Here is a 16,832-nt window from a genome sequence, read left to right as displayed (position 1 = left end):
TGAATGTTAAATCAATTGCCAAATGGTGAATTCATGGGGCGCAAGTTGATCAAATAATCAGTCCGGACGTCAACTTAAATGTCGAGATTGTAGGAAAAAATCGATAAATATTGCGGGTGCGCTGGGTGCGGACCATTCGCCAAAATATGGGCGTCAGGTGAACTGCCAGAAGAGAAATTGCCCATTTTTGTCGTCCAAGGCGAGGGGGCCTTGGGCTTGCCGCGGCGCTACTTTTTAATGAGCCACCACGACATCCAGCGCGACAGCCTGGGCATCACGAGGTACGACATCGCCAAGGCGACCAGTGCCGTAAAGACGGCAGTCCGTATCAGGAAGGGCCAGCTGGCGAGGAGGGGAGTGATCAGCCAGAGCAGTAGCGAGACTGTCGGGAAGATGCCGAGCCAGCTGACTACGGTCATTTTCCACTTGGGGGGTGGGCTGTTGGCTGGAATGACGGTGGGGGCAAACCAGGCATCAAGGCCGGTGAGCAGGCGGTACTCGGGATCGCCTTCGGCGACGGCGCGCAATCTTTCTTGCCAGAGGGTGCGCTGTGATGACGCATTCCAGCGGGCCAGATCATCTTCTGTCGCAAAGCGTTGAAGTATCTGGTATTCGTCGCCGGGTGCTTCGGGCGGCACCAGTTGTGCCGACAGGTAGCCGGGAAACTGGCTGGCGTCGGCGAACATGGCGCGGATCAGCGCCTCGTAGGCTTCTTCGCAGCCCGGCTTGGCCTTGCGCCGGACAACGCGAAGTACGGTTTCAGTCATGGTGTGTTGCGCTTCAGCCGGTATTGCAACTGAGGGCGGGTAATGCCGAGAATGCGGGCGGCGCTGGCCAGATTGCCATCGGCACGGCGGACGGCTTCGTCCAGCAGGCGGGCTTCCAGGTCCTCTAAAGGAATGCCGCTGCCCAGGATGGTTTCGAGCAGGGCGGCTGTGCGGCAGGGCTCGGGCTTGTTTTCAAGGTTGCCGGTCGGTGAAATCTGGCATTCCCAGTTGGCGGACTCGCCGACGTGTGTGAACAGGTGCTCGAGGTCAATCCAGCCGCCTTGCGGGGCGAGGATGACGCCGCGCTCGATCATGTTTTCGAGCTCCCGGATATTGCCCGGCCACTGGTAGCGCTTGATCGCCTGCAGCGTCTTGTCGCTGACGCCAAGCAGTTTCTTTTCGTAGAGCGTACAGAAGCGGGCGAGCATCGAATTAACGAGCAGGGGGATGTCGGCAACCCGTTCGCGCAGCGCCGGGATCTGGATCGGATAGACGTTCAGACGGTAGTAGAGGTCGGAGCGGAAGCGGCCTTCCTTTACGGCACTCTGCAGATCGACGTTGGTTGCCGCCACGATTCGCACATTGATCTTGCGCACGTGGTCGTCGCCCAGTCGCTCGATCTCGCCTTCCTGCAGGACGCGCAGGAGCTTGGCTTGCGCGGCAAGTGGCAGTTCGCCAATTTCATCGAGGAAAATGGTACCGCCGTCGGCCCTTTCGAACTTGCCAATGCGCGAAGTCTGGGCGCCGGTGAAGGCACCTTTTTCAACGCCAAACAGTTCGGATTCGATGAGGTCGTTGGGCAGCGCCGCGCAGTTGATGGCGACGAAAGGCCCCTGCTTGCGCTGGCTCAATTGATGCAGGGTGCGCGCGAAACGCTCCTTGCCGACGCCGGTTTCACCGAGAAGCAGTACCGAAACATGCGTGCCTGCAGCGCGCTGGACGAGATCGTAGGCATGGCGGAAGCCGGTCGAGTTGCCGACCAGACTCGGCGACGCTGTTTGCTGCGAGATGGTCGTGCGCAGGTAATCGACCTGATTGCGCAGCTCCAGCAGGTGGGTGAGCATCGAATCGGATTCGAAATAACTGGCGTGCTCGGCGGCATCCTCCCACTCTTCGAGCGGCTTGCCGAAGATGCGACAGCTATTGTGGCCGCAGGCGACGCACTCCACCTCCTTGAAGAGAATGAAACGGCCCATGAAGGCCGAGGTATAGCCCGAGGCATAGCCGATCTGGGTCCAGCAGACGGGGTCATCCGACTGACCAAACTCGCGCATGTGGACTTCCTGCTCCCAGGAGTTTTCCCAGAGAAATTCGCCGGAGAATTTGCCGGTATTGAAGTCGATTTCAAGGTTTACCGGGCTGACGCGAACGATGCCTTCAAGCATGTGTAGTTGGGGGCCGGTAAAAAACGCGTCCATCATCGACTTGCTGCCACGAATGCGCTTGGCCAGTTCGGCGTCGCGGACGCCGGATGCATAGCCCATGCGGGTCAGGACGCGACGGGTGTGTTCCTTGCCGACAGAACCAATCAGCTCCTTGCGCAGGGCGCCGAGGGCCGAGGTGTGCATCAACACCATGCGGTTGTCGGCAAGCCAGATCGTCCCGTCTTTTTCGGAAAAGCGAACCAGCTCACGCAAGTCATTCGAGGCTGGGTACTGAATAGTCGTCATGTTGTCTCTTTGTCTTCTGCCCGGATGTTGCGCATTACCGGGATGTGCAGGCAACGATTCTACTGCCGCTGGTGGCTGAGCGGATTGCTAAAAGGTTTAGATCGGCCGAAAAATATCGAGATTTTATATTCGTTGGGCGGATTTTGTGGTGGCCTTGATCCCGCCGGCAACATTGGGTCTGCGTTCAAAAGTGCCCTGGTTGTGAATTGATGAATTGATTAACTAATGGGTAACCGATTAATCAAATCATAAGTTATTGCCTGATCGTGGATTCCTTGTTTTGGATTAAATTCAATTTAAACAGTGACTTGATGTTCTGGCACGTTACTTGATTAAGGGTTCTCCTCGACGCCGTACCTGCGGGGTCGTTATCAGGAGGAGCTCAGCATGGTTCAACAGGAAACAAATCGGTCAGCCACGAACCTCGGCGCCATCAGGCGCTACGTCCGTGTATGCCGTCAGCGCTCGGATGGCTTCATCGAGTTCGAGTTCGCGATTGGTGATCCGGAGCTGGCTGTCGAACTGATGCTTCCCGAAGCGGCTTTCCACGAGTTTTGCCTGACCAACGAAGTCATCGTTCTTGATCCCATGGAGCCCGATTCGGGTGACTGGGCGTCGCGCCTGAACGCTATTTCGCGGCGGGATATTTCAGACGCTGTTTGAACATCCCGGTAACGGGAACAATAAGAGGAGACATTACATGCAGATCGATCTGCGTACGGTGGCGATCAAGCCACTGCGCAATACCTTCGACCACCTGGTGGAGCGCTTCGGTGACAAGCCGGCCAGCCGCTATCAGGAAGGCAGCTACAACATCCAGCAGGAAAGCATCTTCCACTATCGTCCGGCATGGGACGCAGACAAGGTTCTGTTCGACAAGAAGCGCACCAAGGTCCAGATGAAGGACTGGTATTTGCTGAAGGATCCGCGCCAGTACTACTACGGTTCCTACACCATCGCCCGCGCCCGGCAGCAGGATGCCGCTGAATCAATCTTCGAGATGGTTGAGGATCGCGGCCTGGCCGAGCTGATTCCGGCCGAGCAGAAGCAGATCGCCCTCGACATTCTGGTGCCGATGCGCCATGCCGAATGGGGTGGCAACATGGGCAACGCCTACATGTCCGCCTACGGCTACGGTACCGTGATCACCCAGGCCTGCCTGTACCACTCCATGGATCACCTCGGCGTCGCCCAGTACCTGACCCGCATCGGCCTCGTGCTCGACGGTCCGGAAGCGCTCGACACGGCCAAGGATGCCTGGATGAACGGCGCCCTGTGGCAGCCGATGCGTCGCCATGTCGAAAACCTGCTGGTGCTTGAGGACTGGTTCGAGATTTTTGTGGCCCAGAACCTGGTGCTTGAAGGTCTTTCCTACCCGCTGTTCTACGATCACCTCGACAGCGAATTCTCGGCCAACGGTGGCACGGCCATCTCGATGATGACCCGCTTCATGAGCGAATGGGCGGGCGAAACCGCCAAGTGGGTTGATGCCCAGATCAAGGTTGCCGCCGCCGAATCGCCGGAGAACAAGGCTGTCCTCAGCGACTGGGTGAAGCAGTACCGCGCCGCCACGCTCGAAGCCCTGACGCCGCTAGCCAATCGCGCCCTGGGCGACAAGGCGGTCGGTGTTCTCGAAGATGTCGTCACCGAATTCAATGCCCGCTGCGCCAAGCTCGGCCTGGCTGTCTAGGAGCTGTCATGTCTACCGTTTTTATCGCCTTTCAAACCAACGAAGACACGCGTCCTATCGTTGAAGCCATCCTTGCTGACAATCAGCACGCCAGCCTCGAAGAGCAGCCCGCCATGGTCAAGATCAACGCCGAAGGCACCCTGGTCATCAAGCGCGAATCGATCGAGGAGCTCATTGGCCGCGATTTCGACCTGCAGGAACTGCAGATCAACCTGATCACCATTTCCGGCCATCTGGATGAAGACGACGATACCTTCACCCTGTCCTGGAAGAATTGAGGAGTAAACCGACATGGATATGAAAGCCAGCAAGAAGAAACTGGGCCTCAAGGAAAAATACGCCCACATGACCCGTGGCCTGGATTGGGAAACGACCTACCAGCCGAAAGAAAAGGTATTCCCGCAAGCCACCTTCGAGGGTATCAAGGTGCACGACTGGGACAAGTGGGAAGACCCCTTCCGCCTGACCATGGACGCCTACTGGAAATACCAGGCCGAGAAGGAGCGCAAGCTGTACGCCGTGCTCGACGCCTTTGCCCAGAACAACGGCCACCTTGGCATCACCGATGCGCGCTACCTGAGTGCCGTCAAGTTGTTCCTGACCGGTATTTCGCCGCTCGAATATATGGCCCACCGCGGTTTCGCTGCGGCCGGCCGTAATTTCCCCGGCGTCGGCCCGCGCGTTGCCTGCCTGATGCAGTCGATCGACGAAGTGCGTCACGCCCAGACCCAGATTCATGCGATGTCGAACTACAACAAGTTCTACGAAGGCTTCCATGCCGGCGCATCGCATCAGATCGAACGCGTCTGGTACCTCTCCGTACCCAAGTCCTTCTTCGACGACGCCTTCAGCGCTGGTCCCTTCGAGTGGATGATCGCCATCGGCTTCAGCTTCGAATACGTCCTGACCAACCTGCTGTTCGTGCCCTTCATGTCCGGCGCTGCCTACAACGGTGACATGGCGACGGTGACCTTCGGTTTCTCGGCCCAGTCCGACGAAGCCCGTCACATGACGCTGGGCCTCGAGTGCATCAAGTTCATGCTCGAGCAGGACCCGGACAACCTGCCCATCGTCCAGAAGTGGATCGACAAGTGGGCCTGGCGCGGCATCCGTGTGTTGAGCCTGGTCGCCACGATGATGGATTACATGCTGCCGAAGCGCGTCATGAGCTGGAAGGAAGCCTGGGAAATCTACTTCGAGCAGAACGGCGGCGCGCTGTTCAACGACCTCGCCAAGTACGGCATCAAGGTGCCGGATTGCATTGCCCAATGCACGGTCGACAAAGAGCACCTCTCGCACCAACTGTGGCTGACCTTGTGTACCCACGGGCACGCCATGGGCCTGCATACCTGGCTGCCGAGCGCCGATGAGATGGACTGGTTGTCGGCAAAATACCCGACCACGTTTGACAAGTACTACCGTCCGCGTTTCGACAAGCTGCGTGAAATGGCTGACAAGGGTGAGCGTTTCTACGCCAATACCCTGCCCATGCTGTGCCAGGTTTGTCAGATTCCGATGCTCTTTACCGAGCCGGATGACCCGACCAAGATCTGCTACCGCGAGTCGGAGCACAAGGGTGAGAAGTACCACACCTGCTCGGATGGCTGTAAGCACATCTTTGACGACGAGCCGGAGAAGTACATCCAGGCCTGGTTGCCGGTGCATCAGGTTTATATGGGCAACTGCTGGCCGGAAGGTACCGATCCGACGGCCGAAGGCTTCCATCCCTTACTCAAGTATCTCGAGTGGTGCCACATCGAGAACGGCAAGGACAACTGCGATTACGAGGGTTCCGGCGATCAGGCGAACTTTGCTGCCTGGCGCGGCGTGGCCGTCCAGAACACCTGATCGATCAATACCAACGGAGGGCGGCTTCGCCCTCCGTACAAAAATTTAGGAGACGAACATGGCTGTCAAAGCCCTCTACGATTATCAATATCCTGCTGCGGATACCCAGGACAAGTTCCATGGCAACCAGCTGCTTTACGTCGGTTGGGATGACCATTTCCTGTTTGCTGCACCCCTCGCTTTTGTGGTGCCGCCGAGTACCAAGTTTTCCGAACTGATCGAGAACACGCTGACCTTTGCTTATAGTCGCCACGCCGACTGGGCGAATATCGACTTCAGCAAGGTCGTTTGGCTCAAGTCTGGCCAACCCTTCCAGCCGGATATGAACAAGACACTCGCCGAGCAGGGTATCAAGCATAAGGATGCATTGCGCTTGCAAACCCCGGGCCTGAACGGCAACGGCACTAACTTCTGATTCGAGGGTGGCATGAGCTACGAACTGACCATTGAACCGCTTGGCCAGACGATTGAAGTCGAGGATGGGCAAACCATCCTCGATGCCGCCCTGCGCGCCGGCATCTATCTGCCCCACGCCTGTTGTCACGGCCTGTGCGCCACCTGCAAGGTGCAGGTGGTGGACGGCGAAGTCGACCATGGCGAAGCCTCGACCTTTGCGCTGATGGATTTCGAGCGTGAAGAAGGCAAGACCCTGGCCTGCTGCTGCCGGCTGGAGTCGGATACGGTGATTGAAGCGGAGATCGAGGAAGACCCCGATTCGCGCAATCTCCCGGTGCAGGACTACGTGGGTGAAGTGGTGCGCATCGAATCGCTGACACCGACGATCAAGGGTATCTGGCTGAAACTGGATCGGACCATGGATTTCCAGGCCGGGCAGTACATCAATCTTGAGATACCGTCGCTGGATGGGCAATCCCGGGCGTTTTCACTGGCCAATTCGCCGCAAAGTGGCGACATCGTCGAACTTAACGTGCGTATTGTCCCGGGCGGTCAGGTCACCACCTGGTTGCACGAAAAGCTGGAAGTGGGCGAAAAGCTCAAGCTGGCCGGGCCGTATGGCCGCTTCTTCGTCAAGAAGTCAGCCAATCTGCCGCTGATTTTTATGGCGGGTGGTTCGGGGCTCTCCAGCCCGAAGTCGATGATCGAGGACATGCTGGCCGACGGCTTCGATAAGCCGATGACCCTGGTGTACGGTCAGCGCAATCGCGACGAGTTGTACTACGACGCCGAGTTCCGTGCTCTCGCCGAGAAGCACGCCAACTTCAGTTACGTCCCGGCCTTGTCGGGTGAGCCGGAGGGGTCTGACTGGAACGGTGCGCGAGGCTTCGTCCATGAGGCGGCCAAAGCTCACTTCGACAATGACTTCCGTGGCCACAAGGCTTATCTGTGCGGGCCCCCGGCCATGATCGAGGCGTGCATCACGACGCTCATGCAGGGACGCCTGTTCGAACGGGATATCTACATGGAGAAGTTCTTCTCCGCGGCCGATGCCTCGCAGCAATTGAAGAGCCCTTTGTTCAAGAACATCTGAACCGGGCCGGGAGCGATCGATGATCTATTACACCGTGCAGATCGAGGAAACCGGCGAGAGCTTTCGCTGTTCGCCGAGCGAATCTCTGCTTGTCGGCATGGAGCGTCTGGGCAAGAAGGGCATTCCGGTCGGCTGTCGCGGCGGTGGCTGCGGCGTCTGCAAGGTCGAGATTACTGCCGGCACCTACGTCAAGCGGGTGATGAGCCGGGAGTACGTGAGCGCCGAGGATGAAGCGGCGGATCGCGTCCTGGCCTGCCGGGTACGGCCAAGCAGCGACATTACCCTCAAGGTGCTGGGAAAAATGGCCAAGAACGTCTGTCGGCCACAGGAGGGGGCGCCCCCTCCTGTCTCTTTGTGGTCGGCGGCAGCGTCTTCTAACGAAGGGTAAGCCGTTCAGGCGGCCAGTTTCTCGTTCAGTTGGTCTTTCGGGATCTGCTGGACGGACTGGAAGGTGAGCAGGATGTGTTCACCGAGGAGGGCGGTGGCCTTGTCGGCATCGCGGGCCATCGCTGCCTGGAGCAGGGCGTCATGTTCGGCGTGGATGTCGCGGGGAATCGGTTTCAGGTAAAGCGACAGGCGGCGATAGCGTTCAGCCTGCTGATAGAGGATGGAGAGAAAGTGTTTGAGCCAGCGCGAAGGACAGGCCGAAATCAGCACCTCGTGAAAGATGCGGTTGCGCTCTTCCCATTCTTCCCGGTCGTCGGTGCCGATGCGCTTTTCCTCGGCCTTGGTCAGGCGATGGAAGGCGGCCAGCAGGTTGGCCTCCCAGGCATCGTCGCCGGCGGCAATCGATTGGCGCAGGGCGTCGCATTCGAGCATGACGCGGGTTTGGGTGATGTCTTCGAAGTCTTCGAGGGACACCGGGGCGACGCGAAAGCCGCGCTGCCCCTGGCTGACCACGAGGGCGTCGGAAATGAGCAGGGAAAGTGCCTCCCGCAAGGTGCCGGCGCCGACCCCGTAGTTGTCCTTGAGGTGCTCGACCCGGAGTTTCTCTCCGGGAGCGAGATGCCCTTCGATGATGTCGCGGCGCAAGGCACGGTAGGCCGATTCGACGAGGGTCTTTGGTTCGGCCGGGCGGCTGTCGTCAGCGGAAGGGCTGTTAGTCATGGCGAGAGGTTCGGTTCAGTGGTTTGACCAGATTCCGAAATTCTACCCTGTTGGGCGATATTTTCGGGGCTCATCAAAAATCTCGAGAAAAAGTATTGACGTCGAGATTGCGTTGCAATATCGTTATAGTAAATCGATTGCATGGATTTTTGTGCAGTTATCACACCTAAAATAAAGGAGCAGACAAATGGCAATGACAGGCGTACTTCGTCCCGGACACGCTCAGATGCGGGTTCTCGACATGGAAGAAAGCGTTGAGTTTTATTCGAAGGTGTTGGGCCTGATCGAAACCGGTCGTGATGCTCAGGGCCGCGTTTATTTCAAGACCTGGGAAGAGCGCGATCACAACAGCGTGATCCTGCGTCAGGCCGATACCGCCGGTATCGACTTCTTCGCGTTCAAGGTCGATAGCGATGCCACGCTGGCCAAGCTGGAGAAGGACCTGAACGCCTACGGCGTTGCCACCAAGCGCATCCCGGCCGGCGAACTGATGGAAACCGGCGAGCGCGTCCGCTTCACCCTGCCGACCGGCCACGACATCGAGCTGTATGCCCAAAAGACCGCCATTGGCAACGAGATGGGCGAACTCAATCCGGAAGCCTGGTGTGCCTCCGCCGAAAAGGGCATCGCCCCGATCCGTCTCGATCACTGCCTGCTCTACGGTCCGGATATCGAAAAGGCCCAGGCCATCTTCCAGGACGTGCTCGGCTTCTATCTGGTCGAACATATCGCGCTCGACGACAACCAGGATCTCGCCATTTGGCTGTCGTGCTCGACCAAAGCCCATGACATCGCCTTCGTCCGCCATCCGGAACCGGGCAAGCTGCACCACGTTTCCTTCCTGCTCGAAACCTGGGAACAAGTGCTGCGCGCCGCCGACTTGATGTCGATGAACCGCGTTTCGATCGACATCGGACCGACGCGTCACGGCGTGACCCGTGGCACGACGATTTACGCCTTCGATCCGAATGGCAACCGTTTCGAAACCTTCTGTGGTGGCAACTATGCCTACCCCGATCAGAAGCCGACGAAGTGGACCATGGACGAAGTCGGTGCGGCGGTGTTCTACCATGACCGCAAGCTCAACGACCGCTTCCTGACCGTCGTGACCTGATGCAGGTTGCCACCACGATCCCCGGTATTTCAGCCGAGGCGGCTGCGGCCGCCTGTGCAGCGGCGGTGGCGCATGCCACCGCTCAGGGCTGGAAGATCAATGTCGCCGTGGTCGATCGCGGCGGCAATCTCATGGCCTTCCTGCGCATGCCCGGGGCCTTCATCCATTCCATCGATCTTGCCATCGACAAAGCCTACACCTCGGCCAGCTTTGGCTTTCCGACCAAGGCGTGGATGGGGGCGATTGGTCACGATGAAGGCATGAAGCTGGGCTTTGCTGCCCAGCCCCGCCTCATTGTCTTTGGTGGCGGTTTGCCGGTGGGCAAGGGTGACTGGCTGGGTGGCATCGGTGTTTCCGGTGCCTCCGAAGCCGAAGATGAAGAATGCGCGCGGGCCGGCCTGGCGGCTATTGGTCTGGCTTGAGCCGCGCAAATAACAAGGGAACAACAAGGGTATGAAACAGATCCTAAATTTCATCAACGGCGAATTCGTCGCCACTGCCAAGCAGTTCGAAAAGCGCACGCCGCTCGATAACTCGATCATCGGCATGGTCCATGAAGCCGGCAAGGCAGAAGTTGATGCCGCCGTCCAGGCTGCCCACGACGCCCTGAAGGGGCCGTGGGGCAAGATGACCGTGGTCGAGCGCACCGACATCCTCAACAAGGTGGCCGACGAGATCACGCGCCGCTTCGATGAGTTCCTCGAAGCCGAATGTGCCGATACCGGCAAGCCGAAGAGCCTCGCCTCGCACATCGACATCCCGCGCGGTGCTGCCAACTTCAAGATTTTCGCCGACGTCATCAAGAATGCACCGACCGAATTCTTCGAAATGGCCACGCCGGATGGCAAGGGTGCGCTGAACTACGCGATCCGCCGCCCGGTCGGTGTCGTCGGTGTGGTTTGTCCGTGGAACCTGCCGCTCCTGCTCATGACCTGGAAGGTCGGCCCGGCCCTGGCATGCGGCAACACGGTTGTCGTCAAGCCGTCGGAAGAAACGCCGTCCACCGCTACGCTACTCGGCGAAGTGATGAATGCCTGTGGCGTGCCCAAGGGCGTCTATAACGTCGTGCATGGTTTCGGCCCGAATTCGGCTGGTGAATTTCTCACCACCAATCAGAAGGTCAATGCCATCACCTTCACCGGTGAAACGCGTACCGGCGAAATCATTAACAAGGCTGCGGCTCATGGTTCGCGTCCGGTGTCGCTGGAAATGGGCGGCAAGAATCCGGGCATCGTCTTTGCCGACGCCGACCTCGATGTCGCCATCGAAGCCACTCTGCGTTCCTGTTTCGCCAATTGCGGCCAGGTCTGCCTGGGTACCGAGCGCGTCTATGTCGAGCGCCCGATTTTTGAAGAATTCGTCGCCCGCATGAAAGTCGGCACCGAGAAGCTCAAGCTCGGTGTGCCGAGCGACCCGGCCACCAATATGGGACCGCTGGTCAGCCAGGAACATCGCGACAAGGTGCTGTCGTATTACAAGAAGGCCGTCGATGAAGGCGCCACCGTTGTCACCGGCGGCGGTATTCCCCAGATGCCGGGCGATCTCGCTAATGGTGCCTGGGTTCAGCCGACCATCTGGACGGGTCTGGATGACAACGCCACGGTTGTTCGGGAAGAAATCTTCGGGCCGTGCACGACCATCATGCCTTTCGATAGCGAAGACGAAGTCATCGCTCGCGCCAACAACACGACCTACGGTCTGGCCGCCTCGGTGTTCACCCAGAACATCAACCGCGCCCACCGTGTCGCGGCGCAGATGGAAGTCGGTCTGGTCTGGGTCAACAGCTGGTTCCTGCGTGATCTGCGTACCCCCTTCGGCGGTGCCAAGCAGTCCGGTATCGGCCGCGAAGGTGGCGTTCATTCACTTGAGTTCTACACCGAACTCAAGAACGTCTGTATCAAGCTGTAAGGCGCTGAGCATGTCGGCAACTTCTCCCGAAATCGGCCGCCGCATTGTGGCGGGCGGTATCGATACCAACTATCACGATGTCGGTGCCGTATCTGGCAATGATCTGCCGGTACTGCTCGTCCACGGCTCCGGGCCGGGCGTCACGGCATGGGCCAACTGGCGTCTGGTCCTGCCCGAACTGGGCAAGACCCGGCGGGCGATTGCCCCCGACATGGTTGGCTTTGGCTACACCGAGCGGCCGGCCGGTATTGAGTACGGTGTCGATGGCTGGGTAAACCACGCCGTCGGCCTGCTCGATGCGCTGGGTATCGAACAGACCGACCTCATCGGTAATTCCTTCGGCGGGGCCATCGCTCTGGCCCTGGCCATCCGCCACCCGCAGCGCGTGCGCAAGCTGGTGCTGATGGGCAGCGTCGGCGTGCCGTTTGAAATTACGCCGGAACTCGATGCGGTGTGGGGTTATGAGCCGTCGCTGGCGGCCATGCGCAGCCTGCTCGACATCTTCGCCCACGATCGCAGCCTGGTGAATGACGAACTCGCCGAGTTGCGCTATCAGGCCAGCATCCGTCCCGGTTTCCAGGAGTCCTTCTCGGCCATGTTCCCCGCCCCGCGCCAGCGCTGGGTGGATGCCATGGCCAGTGCCGAGGCGGACATCAAGGCGATCAAGCACCCGACCCTGGTCATCCACGGCCGCGACGACCGGGTCATCCCGCTCGCCAATTCGCTGACGCTTAATCGCTGGATCGAGGACTCGCAGCTGCATGTCTTCGGGCGCTGCGGGCACTGGGTCCAGATTGAACACAACCGCGATTTCAACTTGCTGGTCAGCAATTTTCTGGCCGGATAACCGAAAAAACACGAGAAAGCATCATGGAACAATCGCAAATCACCCAACTCGGCGACGAACTCTACGAAGCCCTGGTGGCCGGCAAGACGGTCAGCCCGCTGACCTCGCGCGGCTTCGATATCACCATCGAGGATGCCTATCATATCCAGCAGCAGATGCTGTCGCGTCGGCTGGCCAAGGGTGAGCGCGTCATCGGCAAGAAGATCGGCGTCACCAGCAAGCCGGTCATGAACCTGCTCGGCGTGCATCAGCCGGACTTCGGCTACCTGCTCGACGGCATGGTTTACAACGAGGGCGAATCCATCGAGATGAGCACCCTGATCCAGCCGAAAGCCGAAGGTGAAATCGCCTTCCTGCTCAAGAAGGATCTGCAAGGCCCGGGCGTTACCGCTGCCGATGTGCTGGCCGCAACCGAAGGTGTCATGGCCTGTTTCGAGATCGTCGATTCGCGCATCACCGACTGGAAAATCAAGATCCAGGACACCGTCGCCGACAACGCTTCCTGCGGTGTCTTCGTCCTGGGCGATCAACTCGTCGATATCAATGACATCGACCTTGGCCTGTGCGGCATGGTCCTTGAGAAGAATGGCGAAATCGTCGTCACCGGCGCCGGTGCGGCGACCATGGGTCATCCGGTCAATGCCATGGTCTGGTTGACAAACACCCTGGGCAAGCTGGGCATTGCGCTCAAGGCTGGCGACATCGTGTTGTCCGGTGCGATGGGCGCCATGGTCCCTGTCGTCAAGGGCGACAACCTGCGCATGACCATCGGTGGCCTCGGTGGCTGCTCGGTGCGTTTCGTTTAAGCGCCCGGCCATGGACCTGCAAATTTCCGGCAAGCGCGCCCTGGTCAGCGGTTCGACCAAGGGTATCGGCTTCGCCATCGCCTGCGAACTGGCCCGTGAAGGTGCTCAGGTCGTGATCAACGGCCGTACAGTGTCAGCCGTGGCAGATGCTGTGGCTCGCCTCAAGGCGGCCATTCCTGCAGCCGAGGTGCAAGGCATCGCCGCCGATCTGGCGACGGCTGAAGGTTGCCAGAGTTTGTTTGCCGCCTGTCCGCAGGCCGACATCCTGGTCAACAATCTGGGGATTTTCGACCCCGTGCCTTTCGAGGCGATTGCCGACAGCGAGTGGCAACGTTTCTTTGACGTCAATGTGATGAGCGGTGTCCGACTGGCCCGTCATTATCTGCCGGCGATGAAGGTCGCCAACTGGGGGCGCATCGTTTTCATCTCCAGCGAGTCCGGTATCAACACGCCGGGCGAGATGGTTCATTACGGCATGACCAAGTCGGCCCAACTGGCTGTCTCCCGCGGTCTGGCCCAGAGCTGCGCCGGTACCGGTGTCACGGTCAATGCCGTGCTGCCCGGCCCGACCCGTTCGGAAGGTGTCGCTGATTTCTTTGGCAAGCTGGCTGCCGATTCCGGCATCAGCCTCGATGAAATGGAGCGCCGCTTCTTCGCCGAGGGCCGCCCGAGTTCCATTCTCAAACGCATGATCGATCCGGCCGAAGTCGCCGCGCTCGTCGCCTACGTCTGCAGCGCCAGAGCGGCGGCAACGACGGGCGCCGCGCTGCGCGTCGAGGGCGGGATTGTCTCCACCATCTGCTGAACCACGATCAATAAGGAAATATTGATGACCCAAAAAATCAAATGCGCCCTGATCGGCCCAGGCAATATCGGGACCGACCTGCTCTACAAGTTGAAGCGCAGCCCCTTCCTTGACCCGGTCTGGATGATCGGTATCGACCCGGAATCCGAAGGCCTCAAGCGTGCCGCCGAGATGGGCCTGAAGACCTGTTCGACCGGTGTCGACGGCTTCCTGCCGCACGTTCTCGCCGACAACGTGCAGATCGCCTTCGACGCGACTTCCGCCTACGTCCATGCCGAGAACAGCCGCAAGCTGAACGCCCTGGGCGTCCTCATGATCGACCTGACGCCGGCCGCCATCGGCCCCTACTGCGTGCCGCCGGTCAATCTCATCGAACACGTTGGCAAGCGTGAAATGAACGTCAACATGGTCACCTGCGGTGGCCAGGCCACCATTCCGATGGTCGCTGCGGTTTCCCGCGTCCAGTCGGTCGCCTACGGCGAAATCGTCGCCACGGTGTCTTCCAAGTCTGCCGGTCCCGGTACCCGCAAGAACATCGACGAATTCACCCGCACCACCGCCGGTGCGGTTGAGAAGGTCGGGGGCGCCAAGAAGGGCAAGGCCATCATCATCATCAACCCGGCCGAACCGCCGCTCGTCATGCGCGACACCGTACATTGCCTGACCGAGACCGAACCCGACCAGGCCAAGATCACCGAATCGATCCACGCCATGATCAAGGAAGTCCAGAAGTACGTGCCGGGCTACCGCCTGGTCAATGGCCCGGTCTTTGATGGCAAGCGTGTCTCGGTTTACATGGAAGTCACGGGTCTGGGCGACTTCCTGCCGACCTACGCCGGCAACCTCGACATCATGACTGCCGCTGGTGCGCGCACCGCCGAGATGTTCGCCGAAGAAATGATCAAGGGCACGCTCAAGCTTGAGCCCGTCGTCGCCTAAGGAATAAGGAGAAAAACATGACCCTACGCGGCAAGAAAATTACCGTCCATGACATGACCCTGCGCGATGGCATGCATCCCAAGCGTCACCTCATGACGCTGGACCAGATGGTCAGCATCGCCACCGGCCTCGACGAAGCCGGCATTCCGCTCATCGAAGTCACCCACGGTGACGGCCTCGGTGGTTCCTCGGTCAACTACGGCTTCCCGGCCCATACCGATGAGGAATACCTCGGCACCGTCATCCCCAAGATGAAGAAGGCCAAGGTCTCGGCCCTGCTCCTGCCCGGCATCGGCACGGTCGATCACCTCAAGATGGCGCGTGACCTGGGTGTGAACACCATCCGCGTCGCCACCCACTGTACCGAGGCAGACGTCTCCGAGCAGCACATCACCATGGCGCGCAAGCTCGAGATGGACACCGTCGGCTTCCTGATGATGGCCCACATGAACAGTGCCGAAGGTCTGGTCACCCAGGCCAAGCTGATGGAAGGCTACGGCGCCAACTGTATCTACGTTACCGATTCGGCCGGCCATCTGCTGCCGGAAGGCGTCAAGGAACGCCTCGGCGCCGTGCGTGCGGCGCTCAAGCCGGAAACCGAACTCGGCTTCCACGGCCACCACAACCTGGCCATGGGTGTCGCCAACTCCATCGCCGCCATTGAAGTCGGGGCCAACCGCATTGACGCCGCCGCCGCTGGTCTGGGTGCCGGTGCTGGCAATACGCCGATGGAAGTGCTGATCGCCGTGTGCAGCCTGATGGGTATCGAAACGGGCGTTGATGTCGCCAAGATCACCGACGTCGCCGAAGACCTCGTCGTGCCGATGATGGACTTCCCGATCCGTATCGACCGTGATGCCCTGACCCTCGGCTATGCCGGCGTCTATGGCTCCTTCCTGTTGTTCGCCAAGCGGGCCTCCGTCAAGTACGGCGTGCCGGCCCGCGACATCCTGGTCGAACTGGGCCGTCGCGGCATGGTTGGCGGGCAGGAAGACATGATTGAAGACACTGCCATGAGCATGGCGCGTGAAAGAGGACTGCTGAAATGAAACTGAACCAACAAACCATCGCCCAGCTCGCCGAGCTGCTCGAAAATGCCGAACTGCAGGCCCATGACGTCGTCAAGATTACCGATGCCCATCCCGAGATGGACTGGGATGACGCCTACGCCATCCAGGCCGAAATCCTGCGTCGCAAGCTGGCTCGTGGCAACAAGGTCGTTGGCCTCAAGGCCGGCCTGACCTCGCATGCCAAGATGAAGCAAATGGGCGTCGAGACCCCGTGTTTCGGCTTCCTGGTCGATTACTTCAGCGTCGCCGATGGTGGCGAAATCAAGATTGATCAATTGATCCACCCCAAGGTCGAGCCGGAAATCGTGTTCGTCCTCAAGAAGGCGCTCAAGGGCCCCGGTTGCCATATTGGTGCCGTCCTTGCTGCTACCGATTTCATCATGCCGGGCATCGAGATCATCGATTCGCGCTACCGCGACTTCAAGTTCGATCTCAAGAGCGTCATCGCCGACAACTGCTCGTCGTCGCGTTTTGTCCTCGGCGGCCAGATGACCCCGGTGGCCGGTCTCGATTTGCGCACTCTGGGTGTGGTCATGGAGAAGAACGGTGAGCCGGTTGCCATCGGTGCCGGCGCTGCCGTGCTCGGTCACCCGGCGGCTGCCATCGCCATGCTGGCCAATCATCTTGGCGCCCGCGGCGAGGAAATCCCGGCCGGCACGATGATCCTCTCTGGTGGTGTCACCGAGGCTGTGGCGGTCAAGGCCGGCGATCACGTCAATCTGCGCATTCAGGCGCTGGGCGGCGTCAGCTGCCGTTTCATCTAAGGAGACAC

At 59.7% G+C, this 16,832-nt stretch carries 19 protein-coding genes; 16 read left to right on the top strand and 3 right to left on the bottom strand.

The genetic code is table 11. The annotated features are described in order from the left end of the window. Nucleotides 1-227 precede the first annotated feature (227 nt). Together HYN24_RS14285 and HYN24_RS14280 are read right to left on the bottom strand one after the other, a co-directional pair. A complete protein-coding gene (locus HYN24_RS14285; RefSeq protein ID WP_117609877.1) occupies nucleotides 228-767 on the bottom strand; it encodes an antibiotic biosynthesis monooxygenase in 540 nt (179 codons plus the stop codon). Further along, nucleotides 764-2,437, bottom strand: coding sequence for a sigma-54-dependent Fis family transcriptional regulator (locus HYN24_RS14280; RefSeq protein ID WP_117609876.1), 1,674 nt, complete (start codon nucleotides 2,435-2,437; stop codon nucleotides 764-766). Before HYN24_RS14280 ends, HYN24_RS14285 begins: the two co-directional genes overlap by 4 nt. A 387-nt stretch (nucleotides 2,438-2,824) precedes the next feature. On the opposite strand from HYN24_RS14280, the gene HYN24_RS14275 reads away from it, so the two are divergent. From HYN24_RS14275 to HYN24_RS14245, 7 genes are read left to right on the top strand one after another with little or no spacing between them, the layout of a single operon-like run. Beyond that, nucleotides 2,825-3,100, top strand: coding sequence for a phenol hydroxylase subunit (locus HYN24_RS14275; protein WP_117609875.1), 276 nt, complete (start codon nucleotides 2,825-2,827; stop codon nucleotides 3,098-3,100). Nucleotides 3,101-3,137: 37 nt separating this feature from the next. Continuing rightward, nucleotides 3,138-4,127 carry an aromatic/alkene monooxygenase hydroxylase subunit beta gene (locus tag HYN24_RS14270; protein ID WP_117609874.1) on the top strand — a complete coding sequence of 330 codons (990 nt, stop codon included), beginning with the start codon at nucleotides 3,138-3,140 and terminating at the stop codon, nucleotides 4,125-4,127. A gap of 8 nt (nucleotides 4,128-4,135) precedes the next feature. Continuing rightward, a complete protein-coding gene (locus tag HYN24_RS14265) occupies nucleotides 4,136-4,405 on the top strand; it encodes an MmoB/DmpM family protein (protein ID WP_117609873.1) in 270 nt (89 codons plus the stop codon). A 13-nt stretch (nucleotides 4,406-4,418) separates the two neighbouring features. After that, the gene (locus tag HYN24_RS14260; RefSeq protein WP_117609872.1) at nucleotides 4,419-5,975 is read left to right on the top strand and encodes an aromatic/alkene/methane monooxygenase hydroxylase/oxygenase subunit alpha; all 1,557 of its coding nucleotides are present in this window, start codon (nucleotides 4,419-4,421) and stop codon (nucleotides 5,973-5,975) included. A gap of 58 nt (nucleotides 5,976-6,033) precedes the next feature. Further along, nucleotides 6,034-6,390: a phenol hydroxylase subunit P4 gene (locus tag HYN24_RS14255; RefSeq protein WP_117609871.1), complete on the top strand. Its 357-nt coding sequence runs from the start codon at nucleotides 6,034-6,036 to the stop codon at nucleotides 6,388-6,390. 12 nt (nucleotides 6,391-6,402) lie between these two features. Continuing rightward, nucleotides 6,403-7,464, top strand: coding sequence for an NADH:ubiquinone reductase (Na(+)-transporting) subunit F (locus tag HYN24_RS14250; protein WP_117609870.1), 1,062 nt, complete (start codon nucleotides 6,403-6,405; stop codon nucleotides 7,462-7,464). A 19-nt stretch (nucleotides 7,465-7,483) separates the two neighbouring features. After that, on the top strand, nucleotides 7,484-7,852 hold the full coding sequence (locus HYN24_RS14245; RefSeq protein WP_117609869.1) for a 2Fe-2S iron-sulfur cluster binding domain-containing protein: 369 nt from the start codon (nucleotides 7,484-7,486) through the stop codon (nucleotides 7,850-7,852). Between the two features lie 5 nt (nucleotides 7,853-7,857). Here HYN24_RS14245 and HYN24_RS14240 read toward each other — a convergent pair whose 3' ends face one another. After that, nucleotides 7,858-8,571 carry a GntR family transcriptional regulator gene (locus HYN24_RS14240; protein ID WP_117609868.1) on the bottom strand — a complete coding sequence of 238 codons (714 nt, stop codon included), beginning with the start codon at nucleotides 8,569-8,571 and terminating at the stop codon, nucleotides 7,858-7,860. A gap of 187 nt (nucleotides 8,572-8,758) precedes the next feature. Between HYN24_RS14240 and HYN24_RS14235 the strand changes: the two genes are divergently transcribed. From HYN24_RS14235 to dmpH, 9 genes are read left to right on the top strand one after another with little or no spacing between them, the layout of a single operon-like run. Further along, nucleotides 8,759-9,685 (top strand): catechol 2,3-dioxygenase, encoded by a 927-nt coding sequence (locus tag HYN24_RS14235; RefSeq protein WP_117609867.1) that lies wholly within the window; start codon nucleotides 8,759-8,761, stop codon nucleotides 9,683-9,685. Continuing rightward, nucleotides 9,685-10,107, top strand: coding sequence for a heme-binding protein (locus HYN24_RS14230; protein ID WP_117609866.1), 423 nt, complete (start codon nucleotides 9,685-9,687; stop codon nucleotides 10,105-10,107). The genes HYN24_RS14235 and HYN24_RS14230 overlap by 1 nt, the downstream gene beginning before the upstream one ends. Nucleotides 10,108-10,138: 31 nt before the next feature. After that, nucleotides 10,139-11,593: a 2-hydroxymuconic semialdehyde dehydrogenase gene (locus tag HYN24_RS14225; RefSeq protein ID WP_117609865.1), complete on the top strand. Its 1,455-nt coding sequence runs from the start codon at nucleotides 10,139-10,141 to the stop codon at nucleotides 11,591-11,593. 10 nt (nucleotides 11,594-11,603) lie between these two features. Then, the gene (locus HYN24_RS14220) at nucleotides 11,604-12,440 is read left to right on the top strand and encodes an alpha/beta fold hydrolase (protein ID WP_117609864.1); all 837 of its coding nucleotides are present in this window, start codon (nucleotides 11,604-11,606) and stop codon (nucleotides 12,438-12,440) included. A gap of 23 nt (nucleotides 12,441-12,463) precedes the next feature. Continuing rightward, nucleotides 12,464-13,246, top strand: a complete 783-nt coding sequence (gene dmpE / locus HYN24_RS14215) for a 2-oxopent-4-enoate hydratase (protein ID WP_117609863.1) — start codon at nucleotides 12,464-12,466, stop codon at nucleotides 13,244-13,246. Nucleotides 13,247-13,256: 10 nt separating this feature from the next. Continuing rightward, complete coding sequence (locus HYN24_RS14210) at nucleotides 13,257-14,051, top strand: SDR family NAD(P)-dependent oxidoreductase (RefSeq protein ID WP_117609862.1); 795 nt, start codon at nucleotides 13,257-13,259, stop codon at nucleotides 14,049-14,051. A 24-nt stretch (nucleotides 14,052-14,075) separates the two neighbouring features. Continuing rightward, entirely contained in the window at nucleotides 14,076-14,990 is a 915-nt protein-coding gene (locus HYN24_RS14205) for an acetaldehyde dehydrogenase (acetylating) (protein WP_117609861.1), read from the top strand. A gap of 17 nt (nucleotides 14,991-15,007) precedes the next feature. Beyond that, complete coding sequence (gene dmpG, locus HYN24_RS14200; RefSeq protein ID WP_117609860.1) at nucleotides 15,008-16,039, top strand: 4-hydroxy-2-oxovalerate aldolase; 1,032 nt, start codon at nucleotides 15,008-15,010, stop codon at nucleotides 16,037-16,039. Then, nucleotides 16,036-16,824: a 2-oxo-3-hexenedioate decarboxylase gene (gene dmpH, locus HYN24_RS14195; protein WP_117609859.1), complete on the top strand. Its 789-nt coding sequence runs from the start codon at nucleotides 16,036-16,038 to the stop codon at nucleotides 16,822-16,824. The genes dmpG and dmpH overlap by 4 nt, the downstream gene beginning before the upstream one ends. The last annotated feature ends 8 nt before the right edge of the window (nucleotides 16,825-16,832 follow it).

Origin of the sequence: Dechloromonas sp. HYN0024 (genome assembly GCF_003441615.1) — a bacterium.
In the GTDB taxonomy this organism is placed as follows: Bacteria; Pseudomonadota; Gammaproteobacteria; order Burkholderiales; family Rhodocyclaceae; genus Azonexus.
This window is presented reverse-complemented; position numbering and strand designations above follow the sequence as displayed.